We start from the raw sequence: 18662 nt of genomic DNA on the forward strand, positions 1-18662 counted from the left end.
TTCCTGAATCTTCCTATTTTAATTTAAAAGAAAGAAAAACATTTGAAATTAATTCGTGAGAGCGAACAGTATGGCTTATGAGTAGGAAACAAATTTCATTTGATAGAATATTTCAAATTACTTCTATCATAAATTCTTCCCAGGATTTAAAGTCGCTTCTTGATACAATCATGGAAACGATTAAAGATGTATTAGACACAGAAGGATGTTCGCTCTTACTATACATAAAAGAAGAAGATTGTCTAATCTTTCATACTAGTCGAGGGGAAAAGAGTGATTTGCTACCTTCTCTAAAAGTTCCCAAAGGAAAGGGAATAGCAGGATTAGTTCTTGAGACGCTAGAGCCAATCATTGCAAATGATGCAGAATCGGATCCCAGAATCTACAGAGAAATCGATAGAAGCGTAGGCTTTGTTACCCGCAACCTAATTTGCGTTCCTATGATTGCACAAGGTGACGTGCAAGGCGTTGTAGAAGCAGTGAATACCGTAGATAGACAATGTTTCGATGAAAATGATGTTCATCTGTTGCAAAATTTATCTGATATGGCGGCAATTGCTATACGAAATCGGATACTAATGGATGAACTGCAAGAGAAGTTCAATGAAATAAATTGTCTATTAAAAGTAAGCCAGGCATTGCAGACGATTCCTAGTTTAGAGTATTTCTTGGAAATTGCTTTTCATTCTACGCTTGATTTGATTCAAGTAGAGAGGTTTTCTTTTGCCTATAAAAGTAGAAGCACCGGCAAATGGAGATTAGTCAAAATATATGGATTTAGTCTGGATGCCGAATCTATTCATATCGATGCAGATAATGGAGTTATTGGTCATATTTTAAAGACTGGTAAACCATTGCTTGTTACAAATACAGAGGACACTGATTTAAAGTTTTTGTATCCAAATAATTACAACAGCAAATCCTTTATTTCTATTCCCATCTATTTGAATTCTGAGATCATGGGTATCCTGAGTGTATCTGATAAAAAAAACAAAAAAGCTTTTAATAAATCAGATTTGAGTCTTCTTCTAATTATTTCGAATCATATTGTAGAAGCATATAAATCTCTATTATCAAAAGAGCAGGAGAAAAAACTAGAGGCGATCAATCGAGATTTGCAAATCGCGGCTAAGATTCAAATGTATTCTCTACCTGCTATTCCAAAAAGTATCAATGGGTTAGAAGTAGAAACTCTCTATTTATCTTCTAAAGAAATTGGGGGTGATTTTTATGATATGATCTATCATACTGAAAATGAAATTTCTGCCATTATCGCAGACGTATCCGGTAAAGGAATATCTGCCGCACTGTTTATGGAATTCTCAAAAACAATTTTGGCGAGTGAGGTATCACGATTATCCTCTCCTTCTCAAAGTCTACAGAATGCAAATCGCATTATAAAAGAAAAGTTTAATTATATGATGCTTGTAGAAGTGATGCTGATACGAATTTTTATTACAGAAAGAAGAATTGTATTTTCGAGTGCCGGTCATAATCGGCAATTTTACTATCGAAAGTCAAAAGGTAAGGTAATGCTTTTATCGGGAAAGGGAATTCCTCTCGGAACTAGAATGAAAGAGTTTGAAATTTCTGAAAACACGATAGAATACGAGTCTGGAGATATTATCATCCTATATACCGATGGAATTACTGAAACGATGAATCGGAATCGAGAAATGTTTGGAGAAGAAAGGTTTATTGAGCTAATTGAGAATAATGCAGATAAACCGCTTGGTGAACTAAAGGACATTATTAAAAAAACAACCGATATCTTTCGTGGTAGATACGATATGCTAGAAGACGATTACACTTTAATGTTGATTCGGTTAAACTAAATTTGTTCTTGCGGAGGAATTGCATATCTTTCTTTAAACTCGGAAACTTTTGGTGCCGACAGCATTAAAAAAACTAACAAAATAAATACTGTATATAGAGAATAGGGGTTCTGCCCATTTCCATAACCAATGCAATTTAAAATGGTAGCTCCTTCTAAAATGGAAAACTGAATCATTTTAAAGCTAGTAAAATTGGATAGTTTCTTTTGTAGATTATCTTGCCTTTTGTTTGGTTTTATTAGAATACCAATTAAGAAGAAGGAAAATACAATTGCCATAAAACCAATTCCCGGAAAAAGAAAGTTTAGAGGTTGAGGAAATGATATCTCCAATCTAGAAATAAATAGGAGTATTCCAACAATCGCAATCGTTCCAGAGAAAATTGCAAAATGTATGATTCTTAGAGCAGTAAGTTTTGATTCGAGTGCTGACTTCATTTTTTATTCCTAACAGTTAATTTTACTTTCCTCTTTACATAATCTAATATTAAATATTTTCAGTAAAGTATGAATAAAATATTTTTTTACACCTCAGTGAAGATTATTTGTATTTTTTTATTTATAGTCTCCTGCTCGAAGGGCAGCCCGAATCAAAAAGAGATACTAGCATTACAGGAGAATTCGAATATTTCGGATGAAGAGGCACTTTATGGAATAAGTAGAATCATTTTCGGAGATACTTTAAAAAGCTTTAAGGCTGAAAAAAACTCTTCCGAGAAACAAGATGTAACAATTGAATATGGTGGAAATAGAGCCTACACTTTTTATACAGAAGGAAATTATAGCGAGCGAATTCAGTTTGATACAGTTCGATTTATTCTATTGTATGCGAATGCAGCAAAAAAAAGAAATCTTGGTAACATGCGGGTATCCGTTGTTAAGCCCTACTATGTAAAAGAGCCAGAAGCAAAAAAAGAAGTCACCGAGGAATTTGAAGTTTTTCGTGCTAGTATTTCCGTTTCCGATTTAGAGAAGATATCGGGTTGGAATAATCAAAAGCTTTTGAATGACAATAGAAATGTAAATAATCCAAATGTAATAGAGACTTTTAATCAAGTGCGATTACGTTGGAAAATTGAGTTGAATGAACTAAGCCGAATTGAGTTAAAGTAATACTATGAAAAAGAAAATAATTTATACTATTTGTATTCTATTTGTTCTCTTGCAGTTTATACCGATTAATCGCAAGAACCCACCGGTCGAAGCAGAAATTATTGCTCATGAAAGAGTTAAATCAATTTTAAAAAGATCTTGTTATGATTGCCATTCGAATGAGACAAAGTATCCGGCTTATTCTTATATCTTTCCTGCCTCTGTTTTTTTAGCCCATCATGTGGAGGAAGGTAGAGAAGAATTAAATTTCTCTTCCTGGGAATCACTTTCCTCCTCTAAGAAAGCAAAAAAGGCGACTGAAATAGCGGAAGAAGTCGAAAAAAAAGAAATGCCACTTTCTTCTTATACGCTATTGCATAGATCTGCTGTTCTTTCAGAAGAGGAAATCAGTGTAATAAAAAGTTGGGCGCAGACAATAGAAAAGGGTAATGAATCAGGAAACTGAAATTCAAACAGTTCTTGCTTTCCGAAAGAAAATAGCCACAGATCCTAATTGGAATTCGTGGAAATTTCAGTTACAAAATAGAATCAAGCGAGAGGATTTAGAAAAATTCTTTGTTCTTTCTGATTTAGAAAAAAAGGGAATTCGAGATTCTATACGTTTAAATGTTGGGGCTACTCCTTATTATGCTCTATTGGCTGATCCTCAAGATACCGCCTGCCCAATTCGTAAGACGATTATCCCGGGATTAGGTGAGACGATTCTTTCTCCTGAAGAGTCACCGGATCCACTTCACGAAGAAAGACTTTCACCCGTAAAAGGTCTGACTCGAATGTATGATGATAGGGTATTGCTTTTTTCAAATCAGGAATGCTCCGTCTATTGCAGGCATTGTATGAGAGGGAGAAAGGTCTCTTTTAATGAAGAGCGTATGGATAAGGATGATTTGGACGCAGCATTTCATTATCTAATTTCACATCCTGAGATTTCTGATGTTGTCATCTCCGGAGGGGATCCCTTAAACTTATCCGATTCTAGAATAGACTATATCTTAGAAAATCTAGAAAAAATTCCTAGTATTAAGATTTGTAGAATAGGAACTAGAAATTTAGTTACTCTACCTATGCGGATAACAGACGATCTCTGTAAAATCATTGAATCGCATAATAACGATAATCTTTCCATTTTTTGCAATACCCATTTTAATCATGAAAAAGAATGCACGCAGGAATCTAAGGCAGCCATTCTGAAATTGATTAAGTGCGGAGTAAGCGTTGGCAATCAATGCGTTATCCTAAAAGGTATAAACGATTCAGGCGAATCGATGTTAGCCCTTCATAAAAAGTTATTAGAAATGCGAGTCAGAGCATACTATATGTATGACCCTGAAATTATTCCCGGTTCTAGAAGTTTTAGAACTCCATTAGCAAAAGGTTATGAAATCATTGAATACATGCGGGGAAAAATTTCAGGAATGGGAATTCCTCAATTTGTAAATGATTTACCCGGTGGTGGTGGAAAGATTACTCTTACACCTAGATGGTATTATGGATTTCACAGAGAATCAAGACAGCATATATTTAAGTCAGCGCTAAGAGGAACGTTTCATTTGAGTCCCGAGCCATTTGATTCTAAGTATGATGATAAATACGAAGAAGTTGATTTAGTTCTCTGGGAGAAAATAAAAAACGAAGCTAAATCAGTCCACAATGCCTAAAAGAAAAGTAATTCTACTTGCAGATATTTATGATTCACTGCCAGAGGTAAGCTTTAAACAGAAGCAAGAATGGGAAAGTCAAAAGAGTATCGACTATTTAATGAAAACCATATCCTCCTTGGGCTATGATTCTATCTTAATTGAACCTAAGCTTTCTAAGACAAAAGTTCTAAATGCAATCAAAGATATATTAGAAACTGGTAATATACAAAATACAATTTTATTCAATTTAGTAGAAGGATTCGAATCTAGAAATAGGGAAGGTTATATTCCTTCTATTGGCGAATTTATGGGAATCCCATTTACTGGTTCAGATACTTATGCGCAAACTGTTTCTCTCGATAAAGGTCTAATGAAGCTGATTTGTAAGGGAGCAAGAATTCCCACTAAGAGTTTTCATGTGATTGAAAAAATAGAAGATTTATCGGATACGATTGATTATCCTGTATTTCTTAAGCCAAATGGAGAAGGATCTAGCCTTGGCATCAATGAAACAAGTGTTATTCGTAACTCTCGAGAATTACATAGAAAGACAAAGGAATTGCTTTCTGAATTTGATTCGATTTTATTAGAAGAATTACTAGTTGGTGATGATTTGACCCTTGGAGTAATTGGAAATTATCCTGATTATAAAGCAACCTCAGTGGCAAAGATTAACTATCCATCTACAGTGTATGGGGAAGATATAACAACGAAAGAATCAATGCCGGAAACTCTCTCTTTTTCCATTCCTCGGAGCCTAGAATCAAAGATTCAAAGAGATTCAATTCATATTTGCAATAGGCTTAGGACTTCGGGTTATGCAAGACTAGATTGGAAATGCGATGCGATGGGAAATCCTTTTTTTTTAGAAATCAATTTGACACCGGGATTGTCTGCTTATTATAGCTCACTGCCTATTTGTTATGAGGCAAGTTTTGGTAATTACTCAGATTTAATAAAAAAGGTATTGCATTTTGGGTATGAGAATTATAATACGAACAAAATTTTTAGATATGGAATACTCGAAAAAAATGAATTCGGATGAAAAATTACTTTTCAATTTAATCAAGAGTTTCATAGATAATCATTACGACTTTAAAATCCTTAGCCGATAGAAGAATATATAATGGAAGAAACAGAACTAAACCGCAAAAGCAGAGAGAATATCCTGAAAATAGGTTTTAATACCTTAAGCGAAATTGAAGAAAAAGTAAAGTCCTTCCGTATAATGAATCAAAATGCGGCAAAGAGACGTTATATAATCACGAGAGAAAATATTCGTGACAATAGTCAAAAAGTCATCATTCCTAAAGCCGCAGAGATTGATATTTCAGCTACTATGCTTTTACGAAGACAATTCAAAGGTGATACCATATTCAAGACATTTCAACCAGATGAAGGAATTGTCATTATTTCTGATATGGCAACGATGGAAGGTGTTACGCTTACAATGGATATTGTAACTCAGATTATGAATCTAGGTGGTGGTGCATACGAAGGATTTATTGATAGAGTAGATAGCTTTACAGATTTTATTAATCATTTAAAGAAAGCGTTATTCCCTAAATTAATTATAATTGGCTATATTCCCAAAGAGCGAATTCAAAGTGAGATGATTAATTTTGTTAGAGTAAAGCGAATTGATAATTATCTACGAACTCTTGAACTCACGCATAGTATTCACAAGCCGCATGGTTACTTTCCAAAGATTAAACAGGTTCCTATCAATGAAGATCCAAAGAGTTGGGGTCGATTTGTTGTGGAGATAGTGAGAGAATATACTAAGCCTTACTTAATCGAACAGATTTAGATTTTTTTCTTAAAAACATTTTTCGTCAAAATAAGCTTCTATTTCTTTTAGTGTGATTTGTTCTTGCTCAATTATTTTTTTAACTAATTGTGTTAGCTCCGAGTCTTTTATGATTTGAAGAACGGAGTTATAAATATTATAGTCCGCATCGTCTGTAGTAACTTTGTCTAATCCAATGCCCGTATAATGATAGTTGAGGTTGGAAATTGCCTTTGCCTCATCTTCTGTTTCCCAAAGATTACCATGAAACTTTTTTTCGGACAAAGAATACTTAGTAATTCCAAATTTGTAAGAATTAAACTCAATTATGGAAAGTTCATCATTTAAAAAAATAAAGTTAACCGCCGCAAGGGTAACACCAAGCTCCTTTAAAACTTGCACTGTATAGACTTGCTTTGATGGCTCACTTCGAACCAAGTAACTGACTCTATTCATATCGTATAGCAGGCGGCTGTGTAAAAAATTTTTCTTTGTTTTTACACAGCCCCGGTCATCCCTGATCTAAATTAAATTTTATAGAAGTCTAGGTTCTCTTGGAGGACTGGGGGCAAACTTCCATCACCCGTAGCATACTTCTTGTATCGATTTTCAAATTCTTTAAACTGTCGATTGCGTATATTTGTAAAACGATTGTGCATATCCGCATAGGCAGGCAATTTAGATACTTTATCTCTAATCTCTTTCTGAAATGGAATATGCTTATAGAATATTCCACGCACAAGACGGTTTAATCTCTGTATACCTTCCGATTCATACCGTATCCAGGCAAGATAGTCATTTACAAATTTATCTCTGTCCGTTCTGAATCTCTTGAATTCCGTTGCAATTTTTTCTTTTAATTCAATGGATATATCTTTACTCTTCTTATAGAATTGAATATAATCCATGTATTCAGAAGTGATCGATGGTATACCGGGATTATTCCAATCAGGACCGAGAATATTTTTACATAGTTCCCAACGGAATGCCGCAATTGCTTCAAGCATCATCGTGCGAATATCACCATTTGAAAAAAGAGGAAGAATGATTCGTCCACGACTTTCTTTTGATCCATTTCCACGAAGAATAGACAAGTCTTGCCACATCATAACTTTTCCACCTAGGGAGGGAACCAAAATGAAATCAGGAATAATACTTCTTTGCACAAATTCTTTTCGAATTCCACTTTGCTCATCATTATAAACAATCTCACGGTTAAATGCAGTATAATCTGTTTGTAGGATAGACTGAATGGTATCACTCAATACTTTTTTAGTGACTGCACATTTTTCCAATGGAATAGTGATATGGTATTTAGTCAGGATTGGTAGATGCGTTGCGGGGTTACCCGTTGTTAGCCTAACATTGGGTTGATACATTGCATGCATTTCGTATTTGAATCTACTCACGCTTGTATCGATGGTCGAAGGAATATCACTTTCTCTTTTATAAATGACTTCTTTTGATTCTAATTTAATTTTATCAAAGTAAGTCTGACCCATTTCGTCTAACGATGTTGTTATCTTCTTATTAAAAATCTGCTCAAGCCATTCTACACCACTGTGAATAGGAATATCTCTTCGTCCTTGCGTGTCATCTTTGTAGGTATAAAGATAGGCTGTTTGAGAAGGTTCAAGCAAAGTCTCATCAAAGAATCCGAAGTTAAGCATCATCTCTACTTGTTTAGGAACATTTCGACTGGCTTGGTATTTTTGAAAGCATGCATCATACACTTCCCAATAGGTCTTTGCTATATTCTTTCGAATTTTCCTTGCGTCACTTTCTGGGTCAAGAGGATTGGACATTGACTTTAATTTTAGAATTAGGGACGAAAATTCTTTTATTTGCTCAGGAGGAAGTTTAACAAAATTCAATATCTTACTTGCTGAATTTTCTAACTCTTTCTTCATTGCATCCATATCAATTCCAGTTCTGATAGGTTGATTGGAATTAGCCTCAATTCCGGCAAGTAGATCTTCTTGTGGTTTTAATCCAGCTTGTAAAGACTGAGACCTTTGTTTAAATGAATTGAAGTTAGTCGAAATACCTTGGAATTCTTTATAGAAAATATTCCTATAAGATTGTAAGTATCTTCCTACTTGTTCATGAAAAGCTTCTGTCATCGGAACTAATACTTCCGGTTTTTGATCGCTGATTCCTGTTTCCATTACTTCTAGCATGAGGTTATATTTTTCAAGTAGACTGTTATCTCTACCGCAGAGTAAACTCAAATTATCCGCTACAGAAGTGATTTGCTCTTCTAAAATTTCTAGAAGTCTTGCATACACAGAAGAAAGCTTCTCGCACATATGAATGATAATCGATACATCGGCTTCAAAAAGAGGAGTATTGATCGCAGGATCTACGGAAAGAATTTTTCGAATGAACAAAAATTCCTCATCGTCGAAATCAATTTCATCTAAGTATTCCTTCTTTAATAATTCATGATGATCGTCATTTAAAAATACAAGACTAGCGGATTCGGGAAGTATGCCCCCGCTTTCTATGAAGTTGCTTAGATTCTCCCTTGATAGTCTAAGGATTGGGTCGGACTGCATTTCAAGTTCAGGGTCATAGATATAATTTGTTGGATCAACGCCCGGAAATACAGTCGGCTCTAAAAGAAAATAAGAAAGCGAAAGATTGTCGTTTAGCTTTGTTACTTTCGAATTAAGGGACTGAAGCACATTTGCCTTTTTAAATATTTCCAAAATCTCTCTAAGCAGAGTGCGCGATGTCATTATGCCAATAGAAACTTTTCCCTGGATTGTTTTTCTAATCGTTCCACTGTTTACCTGATAGGTAGAGATGATCGAATCTTGCACAGTCTTAATTGTGCATGGATAACGACCGGAGGTAAACAGACTAATGACTCCAGGGGTCAAATTCTTACCTGCAATCTGAAGGAGAGGAATACTCACATTGTTAATCTTGCGTTCAATTAAGAATGCACCTTCGTGAATTATATTCAAAGAATTGGCAGCGGAGCCTTCTTCAAAAATAATTTGCCCAGCTGGGACGGATATTTTTTGGTTTACTTTACTTGTATCTATTGGCATATATTTAGTTAGTATCTAAACAATATAAATAAGATTAGGGATTCGAAACAATCTTTTTTTATTGTCGATAGATTCTAAAAATATAAGGACAAATTTTTTGAATAAGATAGTTACAAATGCAAAAGAGGCAATTCAGGGAATCAAAGATGGTATGACTTTGATGGTTGGCGGCTTTGGGCTTTGTGGAATTCCAGAAAAATCCATTCAGGCTCTGTTGGAATCAGAGGTAAAAGGTCTAACTGTGATTTCGAATAATTGCGGGGTAGATGAGTTTGGGCTGGGAATTCTATTAAAAAATCATCAGATAAAGAAGATGATTTCGAGCTATGTCGGAGAAAATAAAACATTTGAGAAACAATTTCTAGATGGAAGCCTTGAAGTTGAGTTAAACCCGCAAGGGACCCTTGCTGAAAGAATTCGAGCAGGTGGGGCAGGTATTCCTGGATTCTATACTCCAACAGGTGTAGGAACGTTAGTTGCCGAAGGAAAAGAAGCTCGCGAGTTTAACGGTCGCACCTATATTTTAGAAACAGCACTTTCGGCTGACTTTGCGATTGTAAAAGCATGGAAAGGAGATAAGGCTGGAAATCTGATTTATCGGAAAACGGCACGTAACTTCAATCCAATGATGGCGACAGCCGGAAAAATCACCATTGCCGAAGTAGAAGAGCTTGTAGAAGTCGGCGAGCTTGACCCGGATCAGGTTCATACTCCCGGAATCTATGTGCAAAGAATTTTCCAAGGCGAGAACTACGAAAAGAGAATCGAAAGAAGGACGGTCATCTAATGCCATTAACCAAAGAAGAACAAATCAAACGAGTCGCTCTAGAACTCAAAGATGGGTATTATGTAAATTTAGGAATAGGGATGCCCACACTTGTGGCTAATTACATTTCGCCAGAGATGGATATAATTTTACAATCCGAAAATGGTTTATTAGGACTAGGTCCATTTCCAGTAGCTGGATATGAAGATGCTGATTTAATTAATGCTGGAAAACAGACAGTAACCGCTCTAAAAGGAGCTTCTTATTTTTCCTCTGCCGAATCTTTTGGGATGGTTCGAGGTGGGCATATTGATCTTACCATTTTAGGTGCAATGGAAGTTTCACAGGAAGGCGATCTTGCTAATTGGATGATACCAGGTAAAATGGTAAAAGGAATGGGTGGGGCAATGGATTTAGTTGGTGGAGCCAAACGAGTAGTAGTCGTTATGGAGCATACTAGCAAAGAAGGAACTCCTAAACTTCTTAAGAAATGCTCACTGCCTCTCACTGGTGTCAAATGTGTCCATATGATTGTAACGGAACTAGGTGTCTTCGAAGTTGATAACGGTAAATTAGTATTAACCGAAAGAGCAGAAGATGTGAGTGTTGTAGATATTCGCTCTAAAACAGAAGCTGAATTTTTAGTGAGTAATAATTTGAAAACGATTAAGGTTGAAACTTAACAGTCACCTCGAACCTGCATCATCGGTGAGAGGTCTATCAACCTTAAAACGGAAAAAACAAAAACTGTTCTAAGCAATATAGACCTCTCACGATGGGACTGTTCGAGGTGACAGGGGTAATAATGAACTATAATAAACTATTTAAAAAATATCAAGGCGTACGGGTTGGAATGCTAACGAATCAGAGCGCCTTTTCGAATGGGAAATATCATTTCGAAATTATAAGAGAAAATCTGGGTTTAAAAGTAATTTTTATTCCAGAGCATGGACTCTTTGCTGAATTGCAAGATCAAGTATCAGGCAGTAACCTCAAGTATGACTTTGGCGATGTAAAAATGGAAAATCTCTACGGGGACGAAGAGCATTCCTTGTTTGTAAAAGAAGAAACTCTTGCCGAGATTGATTTAATTGTTTTTGACATTCGGGATGTGGGAGCAAGGTATTATACTTTTCTTACAAGTTGTTTTTATATCCTCCAAAGTGTTGCCAAATATAATTCTGCCGCAACTTCTCATTCGGTAGAAATCTTAGTCATTGAGTCCCCGAATCCTGCCGGGCAAAAAGTAGAAGGATCTCCTTTACAAAAAAAATATTCTTCCTTTGTCGGAGTGGAGACTGTTTTGCATCGTCATGGACTTACAATTGCAGAGATGATGCAGTATTATAAGTATGAATTCAAATTAAATGTACAACTTCATACAATTCCAATAGGAGAATTTTATAAGAAAAAGGATGAAGTTTTTCTTTGGGTTCCCCCTTCACCCAATATTCCTGCGGCTACTACCTGTTATGTTTATTCGGGACAATGTCTTTTAGAAGGAACAAACCTTTCCGAGGGAAGAGGAACGACTCGTCCTTTTGAAACTTTTGGTGCACCCTATATTCAAATGCAAAATGAAAAACTATTACAAAGACTGACTGAATTTCAAAGAGATACATTTATTCTAAGACCTTTGATTTACATACCAACCTTTCACAAACACAAAGGAGAGAAGTGCGGCGGATTTCAAATTCTATTGACTAAGAAGAAAAAGTTTCATAGTTTATTGTTTACTCTTCACTTGCTTTGCACACTGCGAGAATTCTATCCAAATGAGTTTAAATTTTTAAAAGGGGTATATGAGTTTCGCTCCGATCATAGCGCCATAGAGCTATTAGCTGGAGATGATAGAATATTGGATTTCTTAAATGGAGATTCTAATTATTTAGAATTAGAAGAGTATTTTAAAGAAGAAGAAGCAAATTGGAAAAAGAAAATTAAGGAAATGAAATGAATCGGATAGTTTCGAATATACCATTTTGAAAAAATCTATTAACGGGTCAAAAAGTTTCGGTAAACACTGACGAAGGAAATTGACTAGTTTAAGTAATAGAAGAGAATTAATGAGGGAATAAATTCCTGCGCATAATTTAGATAATGCACAGGAATTGGGTTTATATTTAGTATCTTTTCATGCTAGGTTCAATTTCTACTGACCAGAGATCAACTCCACCCGTGAGACTTTTGCAATTTGGAAGTCCGTGTCCTTTGAAGTAGGAAGTAGCTTCTAGACTTCGCATTCCATGGTGGCAAATAAATACAGTTGTTGTATTCTTGTCCCATTTATTTAAGATTTCATAAGCGAGTTTTTGAGAAATCATTTCACTTCCCGGAATTGCAGCAATTTCAATTTCCCAGTCTTCGCGAACATCAACAAGCTTAATATCTTCGCCTTTATCCAATCTTTCTTTTAATTCTTTCGGGCTAATTTGCATTTGTCTGTCTACTTCAGCAGAATCATAGATGAACTTAATGGCATTGTCTACTTCTTTGTCTCTTCTGTGGTTTACAAAAACCTCTGTAAGACTCTCGTCTAAAGAGAATCCACAGCTAGAGCATCCGCCAATATGGTATTTTTGAAAAAGGGCTCTTTTAGCTCCGGGGTAAATGTCTAGAATTTCTCCCATTTTCATTTCGGGAGTAATTTCTTTGTTTAAGGTTGTATTCATAGTTCTTTCCTTTGTTTTATTTCAGGTGAAAGCTGAATTTAGTGTCAATTTACAATTTTGCGATTTATTCGCAAGTATAATTGTTTAAACCTTAGACTTGCTTTAACAGTGCAGTATGCTATAAATTTAAAAGAATTTGTTCATTGCTGGCATATTCCGATCAGATCGTTTTTCGGTTTCCTAATCCTGTAAATCTTGTTAATCCTGTCAACAAAAGCTTTTACCTAAAACGAAACTAACTAGACCTTATTAAACATAACAGGACAAAAATAAAAGTATTGTAAAGATTATAATTTCTTAGAGGTTGTATTTACTTATGAAAGTTGTTCAATATCTTTTAGTAGGGATTCTTTTCTTTAGTGCAATGGCTGTCGTTGCTTATTTTACAATTATCACAGACGGGGGACCTTTAAAGAAAGAAGCATATTCCATGAAGATTTATTTTCCCAATGGAGAAGGAATTAAGATTGGAAATAAAGTTACAGTGCAAGGTGTTCCCTACGGGTATGTATCCCGAATTAATTTGGTTCAAGTTGACTTAGATGGAAATGTTTTGCCCAAAGGAGAAGAGGGGATTGGAACTAGGGTGGAGGTTACAATTACTGTGCCAGCTTCCATTAAAATGTATGAAAACTATGAAATTAAAATTAAAAATGAAAGCCTGCTTTCAGGGCGGGTAATATCGATTGACCCCGGCACTTCCCTCGAAAGAGATTTAAAGACGAACGAAGTTTTGCCGAGCGCAAAGAAGAACAGAGAAATAAACCTTGGTAGTTCTGATAGTGCAAACCGCTTGAAAGGGAAAACGAATGAAGATCCGCTTGTTAGTCTCTCTGAATTGATTGCTGAAAATCGCAGTGATATTCGAAAGACTATCTCAAATGTAGCAGATATTTCTGGTAAAATTAATTCGGGAAAAGGAACTCTTGGAAGATTAATTAACCAAGACGACATTCATTCTAACGTCAACACTACATTAACCGATGCACAAATAGTTTTAAGAGAATTAAGGGAAGGTCTTGAGGATACTCGCGAGCAAGCCCCTGTGACAAGCTTCATAAGGTCAGCACTTTCAGCATTCTAAGAACGTTTGTTAATAGATATATAATTTATGGATCTGTTTTTATAATTAGAGAATAGCGAGCCATATTGATTTTAATTCTATAAAATATGCCTAAGTCTTTTGAATTGGGATTTTTCTGGATTTTGGTAAATGTATTTAGAATTCTAATTTTTTCGCTTTCTGTTAGTTTTTCAATTTTACAAATTTTAAAGATAAGAGAAAGGCAGGCTTTTAATCTTTCCTGATATAGATTCATCTCACGAATACTTTCAAATGAAGTTTCCCTTGCAAGAGATTCAAAATTGGCAAGTGTGGAATTTTGATTAATTTTTGTTTTTTCTTTTCTAGTTCGAATTGAATTCTGGAAGGATGTCATTTCTCGTAAATACATTGCTTTATCCTCTTACGAATCGGAAATCGTAGTTAAGATTTTCTATTTGTCAAAGATTTTTTTTTAGAACTGTCATAATTGGAAAATAAAAAGAGAAATCGCTCATTCTGAACATTAGATTTTTACTCTGGAGAAATTAAGTCATTAGGTTTTTCTGGGCTTTTCTTAGATGTTAAAAAATAGTAAAAACTTACACTTTGAGCAATTTTTTTACTAAAATAATATTGAAAATAAAGAGGCAAGTGTTTAAGCTGTTTCAAATCTAGGATTCTTCTTCGAGGCGAAATGGAATGACAAAAATAAAATTTGAGCTTAATAAGAAACAATTGGAGGGAGCCATTAAGGGTGTTCAGGGAATCGCCCATCCAGTGCGCCTCATGATTCTTTATGCCCTATCAAAAGAAGAATTATCGGTCAACGATTTGTCTGATTTCACAGGAGTTAGTCAATCTGTCACTTCACAGCACCTGAGCAAAATGAAGGACAGCGGAATTCTAGAAAGCCGCAAAGAATCCAATAAAGTTTTTTACTATGTCAAAGATAATAAATATCGTGAACTTGTTAAAAACATCGTAAAACTATTCGGTGTCTGATTAGTTTGCGAATCCCAAAAGGGTTCCAATCTGATAAACCGCTAGTGAACTCAAATAAGCAAGAATTGTCATATACATAAATAAAAAGCTAGGCCAGAAATAAGATTTAGTCTCTTGCCTTACGACGGCAAGTGTGGACATACATTGACTAGCATAGGCAAAAAAGAGTAAGAGGCTAATGGCTGTTAGTAGGCTCCATGTTTTTTTTCCTGTATCACGATTTACATCATCTTGAATGGATGTTTTTAAATCTTCGCTGGTTTCATCTCCTTCCACTCCATAGATGATCGCAAGTGTCGAAACCATAACTTCCCTCGCTGCAAAAGAAGATATAATACCAACGCCAATTTTCCAATCGAAACCTAATGGTAGTATTGCAGGTTCAATAAATTTTCCTAGTTGAGCTGCATATGATTTTGAAATTTCAGTAGGTATTTGTTGCTTCTCTGTTGGTGCGGCTACGGGATAATAAGCGAGAAACCAGAGAAGAATGGATGCATAAAGAATAATAGTTCCAGAATTTTCAATAAAAGCTTTTACATTTTGGTAAACACTTAGGAATAAATTCTTTAGCGATGGAATTTTATAGGTTGGAAGTTCAATTAAAAAATAGGAGGAATCATGTCTAAAGAATGTCTTTTTAAAAAGGAGTGCGAATAAAAGAGCAGTAACCATACCCAGAATAAATAATCCAAATAATACGAGTGCTTGTAGAGAAAAAATACCAAGCAAATTTTTCTTTGGAAAAATTGCTCCAATGATAAGTATGTATACCGGATAACGTGCAGAGCAGGTAATAAGAGGAGAAATAAGAATAGTCGCCATTTTATCTGATTTGTTTTCAATCGTTCGAGTACTCATAATGGCAGGAACTGCACAGGCTGCTGAAGATAAAAGTGGAATGAATGATTTGCCGGATAATCCGAATCTCCCCATAAATTTATCCATTATGAAAGCTACTCTTGATAGGTAACCAGATTCTTCCATAATTCCTATAAAGAAAAATAGCAATGCGATTTGCGGAATGAAAGCAAGCACTGATCCAACCCCTCCGATAATTCCCTTTGTTACGAGTCCATTGAAAGGTCCAACGGGAAGACGGGCTTGAAAATAATTTGCCAAACTATCAATTGAGGATTCAATTATTTGCATGGGAATTTCTGACCAAGAGAATAGGGATTGAAAAACAAAAGCCATAATTCCAAAAAAAGTTATCATTCCGAAGACGGGATGAAGAATGATTTTATCAAATTTTGAAGAGAAGCTTTTTTGATTTTCCATATTACCCGTCAATACTTTGCCGATAATCGATTTTATTCTAAATGATTTATGAATTACCTCTTCTTGGTATTTATATTTTAGACCAGATGCTTCGAGTTCTTTTTCAATAAAGCTTTGAATTTCAGGTTTGAATTCCTCTAACCCGGGTAATTCTTTTTGGAGTTTTTCACCTGATATTCTTTTTAATGCATTTGACAGAACAAAGGACAGGTAATGATGATTATCCGTTTCTATTCGTGTTAATAGACTGTTTAAAAAATTTTCTCGCTTATCATCCCAAGTCCATAGTCTTGATGGAGTCTTGAAATTATACTCTTGCGAAATTAATTCTTTTAATTCTTGAATTCCACTTCCACTCTTTGCATTTACTAAAAGAGTCTCAATTCCTAGTTCCCGTTTTAAAGCATCTACTTGTATAGAAAGATTTTTCTTTTCTAAGATATCTTTCATTGTTATCACTAAAAGAATTGGTGCACCCAGATCCATTATCTGAAATAAAAACTGCAAACTCCTTTCTAATAACATCGCATCAAGAACGAAGATTATTTTATCAGATTCGCGGCGGTTGATTAAAAAACGAGTGAGAGTTTTTTTATCCTCAGAATTAGCATTTAGAGAAAATGATCCAGGTAGGTCAATAATCTCTAATTGTTTATCTTTTAACTTAATTTCACCCGTGGCGATTCCAACTGTGATTCCAGGAAAGTTGCCTGTCTTTTGGCTAAGACCTGTTAGCCGATTAAAGATAGATGTTTTTCCCGCATTTGCATTTCCCACAAGTAGGCAGCGGTAATTATTATTCATTAGTACTTACCTGTATGTACATTGCATCATTTAATCTAAGAGAAACTTTCGTTCTTCCTATTTGCACAACGATTTTATTTTGACTTTGATACTTTTGTAAAACTGAAATCTCTGTTCCTGGCAGAAAGCCATAATCAATCAATTCCATAATGTATTCAGGCCTAAGCTCATCTTGATTGATTAAATCGACTTGAGCAGTTTGCTTTAGTTCTAAGCTGCTGAGGCTCTTTTTCATCTATATCCGATAGATTTATTTTTCTTTACTTCCATTGGAGTTAGGTCTTTAATTAGATCCATCTCCGGCGCTAATATCTTCACATATCTATCAAAATAGAGCATCTGTTTAATCAATAGACCGAACTCATGTGGAATTCTTAAGCCATTGTTCTTACTGATGTCACTGATTCTTAGCATAACAGCGTTTAGCCGCCCTTCGTCAATGTTTGCAACTTCTCCAAGTTGAATGTTCATTGCGATTTCATTCATCTCATCAAAAATGTATTCCAAGTCTTTTGCGAATTTTACTTCATCAATTCCTTTTGCAGTTGAATCCATTTGCACAAGACCCTTTGCCATGGTCTTAGCATTTGTTGTTCCGAGTCCTTCCATAAATAACATCAACCCCATCCATGTTTCGGGGGAAATTCTTCCGACGATTCCAAAGTCAATGAATCCAATTTTACCATCTTTTAGAACAAGTAGGTTGCCTGCATGAACGTCTGCATGAAACATCCCGCTGCCCAGAGAGGAAAACCAAATATCGAGAGCATCAGTCAATGTTTTTGCTGGATTGTTTGAAACTGCTTTAATTGCTTTTAGATCTGTAAGCGGAATTCCATAAAATCTTTCCATGGTTAATAGACGTTTTGTGCTGTAAGAATGAAATACTCTTGGAACTTTTGCTCTTGTCTCGCCTGTGCTCAAAAGATGTTTGTCGAATTCTTCAATATTTTTGGCTTCTTGGATAAAATCTACTTCTAGCAAAATGGAGTCATGAAAAGTTTTTACGATTTCGGTGAGACCAGATGCCTTAAAACCCGGGGCAAGCTTTTCAAAAAGCAACGTAGACAAATAAATCAAATTCATATCGGTCTTAAGAACATCCTCAATATCTGGTCTTTGAACTTTTAATACAACGTCAAAGCCATCGATTGTTGTTGCTGCATGAACTTGCGAAATGGAAGCAGATGCCATTGGTTTTTCTTCAATATAGGAAAAAAATTGACTAGTCTTTCCACCTAGCTCTTTTTCAAGAATTTGAGTGATCGTTTTAAATGGAATAGGGCGAACAGAATCTAGACATTTTTGCATTTCTTCTACGTAATCTTTCGGAAAAAGAGAAGGAGCAGAGGCGATGAATTGTCCCAATTTAATATACGTTGCTCCTAGGTCTTCGAAAGCTTCTCTCAAGCGAACTGCTAGTTGCGCATCTTTTTTGTCTAGCAGAATGTCAGCGAGAACCTGCGCCAATTTAGTGGAAAGAACCCTGAATGAGTCAGCGATTCGTAGGATTGCATTGATTCCAGATGTAATGTTGTCAGTTAAATGAGCCATTAGGATAAAATTTCAGGCTTACTTTTACTGACAATTCATTTAGCTGGAATGATTTTTTGTTTACAGAATATCATTTTTGGCAAACATTGTCAGAAATTTCTAA

19 protein-coding genes are annotated in these 18662 nt (G+C 35.2%); 11 read left to right on the plus strand and 8 right to left on the minus strand.

All coding sequences use genetic code 11. The annotated features are described in order from the left end of the window. Positions 1–77 precede the first annotated feature (77 nt). A complete protein-coding gene (locus IPH52_23730) occupies positions 78–1835 on the plus strand; it encodes a SpoIIE family protein phosphatase (GenBank protein ID MBK7058006.1) in 1758 nt (585 codons plus the stop codon). Here IPH52_23730 and IPH52_23735 read toward each other — a convergent pair. After that, positions 1832–2272 carry a hypothetical protein gene (locus IPH52_23735; protein MBK7058007.1) on the minus strand — a complete coding sequence of 147 codons (441 nt, stop codon included), beginning with the start codon at positions 2270–2272 and terminating at the stop codon, positions 1832–1834. The genes IPH52_23730 and IPH52_23735 overlap by 4 nt on opposite strands. Before the next feature lie 69 nt (positions 2273–2341). Here IPH52_23735 and IPH52_23740 point away from each other — a divergent pair, with 69 nt between their 5' ends. The 5 genes from IPH52_23740 (at position 2342) to IPH52_23760 (ending at position 6397) form a co-directional block, all read left to right on the plus strand. Then, positions 2342–2947: a hypothetical protein gene (locus IPH52_23740; GenBank protein MBK7058008.1), complete on the plus strand. Its 606-nt coding sequence runs from the start codon at positions 2342–2344 to the stop codon at positions 2945–2947. A 4-nt stretch (positions 2948–2951) separates the two neighbouring features. Then, positions 2952–3392 carry a heme-binding domain-containing protein gene (locus IPH52_23745; GenBank protein ID MBK7058009.1) on the plus strand — a complete coding sequence of 147 codons (441 nt, stop codon included), beginning with the start codon at positions 2952–2954 and terminating at the stop codon, positions 3390–3392. Further along, a complete protein-coding gene (locus IPH52_23750; GenBank protein ID MBK7058010.1) occupies positions 3376–4605 on the plus strand; it encodes a KamA family radical SAM protein in 1230 nt (409 codons plus the stop codon). The genes IPH52_23745 and IPH52_23750 overlap by 17 nt, the downstream gene beginning before the upstream one ends. Beyond that, on the plus strand, positions 4598–5632 hold the full coding sequence (locus tag IPH52_23755) for a D-alanine--D-alanine ligase (GenBank protein MBK7058011.1): 1035 nt from the start codon (positions 4598–4600) through the stop codon (positions 5630–5632). Before IPH52_23750 ends, IPH52_23755 begins: the two co-directional genes overlap by 8 nt. An 81-nt stretch (positions 5633–5713) precedes the next feature. Further along, entirely contained in the window at positions 5714–6397 is a 684-nt protein-coding gene (locus IPH52_23760; GenBank protein MBK7058012.1) for a hypothetical protein, read from the plus strand. Positions 6398–6406: 9 nt separating this feature from the next. On the opposite strand, the gene IPH52_23765 is transcribed toward IPH52_23760, so the two are convergent. Then, positions 6407–6832, minus strand: coding sequence for a hypothetical protein (locus tag IPH52_23765; protein ID MBK7058013.1), 426 nt, complete (start codon positions 6830–6832; stop codon positions 6407–6409). Between the two features lie 71 nt (positions 6833–6903). Further along, positions 6904–9435 carry a cyclic nucleotide-binding domain-containing protein gene (locus tag IPH52_23770; protein MBK7058014.1) on the minus strand — a complete coding sequence of 844 codons (2532 nt, stop codon included), beginning with the start codon at positions 9433–9435 and terminating at the stop codon, positions 6904–6906. Between the two features lie 97 nt (positions 9436–9532). On the opposite strand from IPH52_23770, the gene IPH52_23775 reads away from it, so the two are divergent. The 3 genes from IPH52_23775 (at position 9533) to IPH52_23785 (ending at position 12158) form a co-directional block, all read left to right on the plus strand. Next, positions 9533–10222: a CoA transferase subunit A gene (locus tag IPH52_23775; protein MBK7058015.1), complete on the plus strand. Its 690-nt coding sequence runs from the start codon at positions 9533–9535 to the stop codon at positions 10220–10222. Next, positions 10222–10884 (plus strand): CoA transferase subunit B, encoded by a 663-nt coding sequence (locus IPH52_23780; protein ID MBK7058016.1) that lies wholly within the window; start codon positions 10222–10224, stop codon positions 10882–10884. The genes IPH52_23775 and IPH52_23780 overlap by 1 nt, the downstream gene beginning before the upstream one ends. A gap of 122 nt (positions 10885–11006) precedes the next feature. Further along, positions 11007–12158 (plus strand): DUF1343 domain-containing protein, encoded by a 1152-nt coding sequence (locus IPH52_23785; GenBank protein ID MBK7058017.1) that lies wholly within the window; start codon positions 11007–11009, stop codon positions 12156–12158. 166 nt (positions 12159–12324) lie between these two features. Here IPH52_23785 and IPH52_23790 read toward each other — a convergent pair whose 3' ends face one another. Continuing rightward, positions 12325–12873: a rhodanese-like domain-containing protein gene (locus IPH52_23790; protein ID MBK7058018.1), complete on the minus strand. Its 549-nt coding sequence runs from the start codon at positions 12871–12873 to the stop codon at positions 12325–12327. 316 nt (positions 12874–13189) lie between these two features. Between IPH52_23790 and IPH52_23795 the strand changes: the two genes are divergently transcribed. Further along, positions 13190–13957 (plus strand): MCE family protein, encoded by a 768-nt coding sequence (locus tag IPH52_23795; GenBank protein ID MBK7058019.1) that lies wholly within the window; start codon positions 13190–13192, stop codon positions 13955–13957. Between the two features lie 25 nt (positions 13958–13982). Here the strand turns inward: IPH52_23795 and IPH52_23800 are convergent, their stop codons facing one another. Then, positions 13983–14327: a hypothetical protein gene (locus IPH52_23800; GenBank protein ID MBK7058020.1), complete on the minus strand. Its 345-nt coding sequence runs from the start codon at positions 14325–14327 to the stop codon at positions 13983–13985. A gap of 290 nt (positions 14328–14617) precedes the next feature. On the opposite strand from IPH52_23800, the gene IPH52_23805 reads away from it, so the two are divergent. Continuing rightward, a complete protein-coding gene (locus tag IPH52_23805; protein MBK7058021.1) occupies positions 14618–14920 on the plus strand; it encodes a winged helix-turn-helix transcriptional regulator in 303 nt (100 codons plus the stop codon). On the opposite strand, the gene feoB is transcribed toward IPH52_23805, so the two are convergent. Genes feoB through IPH52_23820 form a run of 3 tightly spaced genes read right to left on the minus strand, consistent with a single transcriptional unit; the run spans position 14921 to position 18559 of the window. After that, complete coding sequence (gene feoB / locus IPH52_23810) at positions 14921–17005, minus strand: ferrous iron transport protein B (protein MBK7058022.1); 2085 nt, start codon at positions 17003–17005, stop codon at positions 14921–14923. Beyond that, a complete protein-coding gene (locus IPH52_23815; protein MBK7058023.1) occupies positions 16998–17240 on the minus strand; it encodes a ferrous iron transport protein A in 243 nt (80 codons plus the stop codon). The genes feoB and IPH52_23815 overlap by 8 nt, the downstream gene beginning before the upstream one ends. Further along, complete coding sequence (locus IPH52_23820; GenBank protein MBK7058024.1) at positions 17237–18559, minus strand: AarF/ABC1/UbiB kinase family protein; 1323 nt, start codon at positions 18557–18559, stop codon at positions 17237–17239. Before IPH52_23820 ends, IPH52_23815 begins: the two co-directional genes overlap by 4 nt. Positions 18560–18662: the final 103 nt, after the last annotated feature.

The organism is Leptospiraceae bacterium (assembly GCA_016708435.1).
Taxonomy (GTDB): Bacteria; Spirochaetota; Leptospiria; order Leptospirales; family Leptospiraceae; genus UBA2033.

What these genes read in the sequence shown, in the direction of transcription:
- IPH52_23730 (MBK7058006.1), top strand. Translation starts at nt 78, where the DNA reads ATGAGTAGGAAACAAATTTCATTTGATAGAATATTTCAAATTACTTCT.
- IPH52_23735 (MBK7058007.1), bottom strand. Translation starts at nt 2,272, where the DNA reads ATGAAGTCAGCACTCGAATCAAAACTTACTGCTCTAAGAATCATACAT.
- IPH52_23740 (MBK7058008.1), top strand. Translation starts at nt 2,342, where the DNA reads ATGAATAAAATATTTTTTTACACCTCAGTGAAGATTATTTGTATTTTT.
- IPH52_23745 (MBK7058009.1), top strand. Translation starts at nt 2,952, where the DNA reads ATGAAAAAGAAAATAATTTATACTATTTGTATTCTATTTGTTCTCTTG.
- IPH52_23750 (MBK7058010.1), top strand. Translation starts at nt 3,376, where the DNA reads ATGAATCAGGAAACTGAAATTCAAACAGTTCTTGCTTTCCGAAAGAAA.
- IPH52_23755 (MBK7058011.1), top strand. Translation starts at nt 4,598, where the DNA reads ATGCCTAAAAGAAAAGTAATTCTACTTGCAGATATTTATGATTCACTG.
- IPH52_23760 (MBK7058012.1), top strand. Translation starts at nt 5,714, where the DNA reads ATGGAAGAAACAGAACTAAACCGCAAAAGCAGAGAGAATATCCTGAAA.
- IPH52_23765 (MBK7058013.1), bottom strand. Translation starts at nt 6,832, where the DNA reads ATGAATAGAGTCAGTTACTTGGTTCGAAGTGAGCCATCAAAGCAAGTC.
- IPH52_23770 (MBK7058014.1), bottom strand. Translation starts at nt 9,435, where the DNA reads ATGCCAATAGATACAAGTAAAGTAAACCAAAAAATATCCGTCCCAGCT.
- IPH52_23780 (MBK7058016.1), top strand. Translation starts at nt 10,222, where the DNA reads ATGCCATTAACCAAAGAAGAACAAATCAAACGAGTCGCTCTAGAACTC.
- IPH52_23785 (MBK7058017.1), top strand. Translation starts at nt 11,007, where the DNA reads ATGAACTATAATAAACTATTTAAAAAATATCAAGGCGTACGGGTTGGA.
- IPH52_23790 (MBK7058018.1), bottom strand. Translation starts at nt 12,873, where the DNA reads ATGAATACAACCTTAAACAAAGAAATTACTCCCGAAATGAAAATGGGA.
- IPH52_23795 (MBK7058019.1), top strand. Translation starts at nt 13,190, where the DNA reads ATGAAAGTTGTTCAATATCTTTTAGTAGGGATTCTTTTCTTTAGTGCA.
- IPH52_23800 (MBK7058020.1), bottom strand. Translation starts at nt 14,327, where the DNA reads ATGTATTTACGAGAAATGACATCCTTCCAGAATTCAATTCGAACTAGA.
- IPH52_23805 (MBK7058021.1), top strand. Translation starts at nt 14,618, where the DNA reads ATGACAAAAATAAAATTTGAGCTTAATAAGAAACAATTGGAGGGAGCC.
- feoB (MBK7058022.1), bottom strand. Translation starts at nt 17,005, where the DNA reads ATGAATAATAATTACCGCTGCCTACTTGTGGGAAATGCAAATGCGGGA.
- IPH52_23815 (MBK7058023.1), bottom strand. Translation starts at nt 17,240, where the DNA reads ATGAAAAAGAGCCTCAGCAGCTTAGAACTAAAGCAAACTGCTCAAGTC.
- IPH52_23820 (MBK7058024.1), bottom strand. Translation starts at nt 18,559, where the DNA reads ATGGCTCATTTAACTGACAACATTACATCTGGAATCAATGCAATCCTA.